At 42.7% G+C, this 1,842-nt stretch carries 1 protein-coding gene; it reads left to right on the top strand.

Translation table 11 applies throughout. From position 1 onward, the window contains the following. The coding region (locus tag ACFQ1U_RS07260) for an HYR-like domain-containing protein (protein WP_449343027.1) at window positions 1–1,842 on the top strand (1,842 nt) is incomplete at both ends.

The following is a 1,842-nucleotide window of genomic DNA, read 5'->3' as shown; positions in this document are numbered from 1 at the left end:
GCACTAGTCACACTCAAACCATTACGGTAGAAGACACAGAAGCGCCAACGTTTAATGAATCATTACCTACTGATGTTACGGTCAGTTGTTCAGAAGTACCAGCAGCAGTAACGTTAACGGCTACGGACAATTGTGATACTGATGTAGTGGTAAATTATTCAGAAAATATCACAGGTCAAGACGATGCATGCGGATCGAGTTATGTCATTGTACGCAGTTGGGAAGTATCGGATTGTTCAGGTAACAGTACCAGTCACACCCAAACCATCACGGTAGAAGACACAGAAGCGCCAACGTTTAATGAATCATTACCTACAGATGTTACGGTTAGCTGTTCAGAAGTACCTGCAGCAGTAACGTTAACCGCTACGGACAATTGTGATACAGACGTAGAGGCAAATTATTCAGAAAATATAACAGGTCAAGACGATGCATGCGGATCGAGTTATGTTATTGTACGCAGTTGGGAAGTATCGGATTGTTCAGGAAATAGCACCAGTCACACTCAAACCATCACGGTAGAAGACACAGAAGGACCAACGTTTAACGAATCATTACCTACTGATGTTACAGTCAGCTGTTCAGAAGTACCCGCAGCAGTAACGTTAACGGCTACGGACAATTGTGATATAGACGTAGAGGTAAATTATTCAGAAAATATAACAGGTCAAGACGATGCATGCGGATCGAGTTATGTTATTGTACGCAGTTGGGAAGTATCGGATTGTTCAGGCAACAGTACCAGTCATACCCAAACCATCACGATAGAAGACACAGAAGCACCCGTTTTTAATGAATCATTACCTACAGATGTTACGGTCAGCTGTTCAGAAGTACCAGCAGTAGTAACGTTAACCGCTACAGATAATTGTGATACTAATGTAGTGGTAAACTATTCAGAAAATATCACAGGTCAAGACGATGCATGTGGATCGAGTTATGTTATTGTACGCAGTTGGGAAGTATCGGATTGTTCAGGCAACAGCACCAGTCACACTCAAACCATCACGGTAGAAGACACAGAAGCACCCGTTTTTAATGAATCATTACCCACTGATGTTACAGTCAGCTGTTCAGAAGTACCAGTAGCAGTAACGTTAACCGCTACAGATAATTGTGATACAGACGTAGTGGTAAACTATTCAGAAAACATATCAGGTCAAGACGATGCATGCGGATCGAGTTATGTTATTGTTCGCAGTTGGGAAGTATCGGATTGTTCAGGCAACAGCACCAGTCACACTCAAACCATCACGGTAGAAGACACAGAAGCACCAACGTTTAATGAATCATTACCGACTGATGTTACAGTCAGCTGTTCAGAAGTACCAGTAGCAGTAACGTTAACCGCTACAGATAATTGTGATACAGACGTAGTGGTAAACTATTCAGAAAACATATCAGGTCAAGACGATGCATGCGGATCGAGTTATGTTATTGTTCGCAGTTGGGAAGTATCGGATTGTTCAGGCAACAGCACCAGTCACACTCAAACCATCACGGTAGAAGACACAGAAGCACCAACGTTTAATGAATCATTACCGACTGATGTTACGGTCAGCTGTTCAGAAGTTCCAACGGCAGTAACGTTAACGGCTACGGACAATTGTGATACAGACGTAATGGTAAACTATTCAGAAAACATATCAGGTCAAGATGATGCATGCGGATCGAGTTATGTTATTGTACGCAGTTGGGAAGTATCGGATTGTTCAGGCAACAGCACTAGTCACACCCAAACCATCACGGTAGAAGACACAGAAGCACCCGTTTTTAATGAATCATTACCTACTGATGTTACGGTCAGTTGTTCAGAAGTACCAGCAGCAGTAACGTTAACGG

It is taken from the genome of Tenacibaculum geojense, from assembly GCF_042676005.1.
Lineage (GTDB): Bacteria > Bacteroidota > Bacteroidia > Flavobacteriales > Flavobacteriaceae > Polaribacter > Polaribacter geojense.
This window is presented reverse-complemented; position numbering and strand designations above follow the sequence as displayed.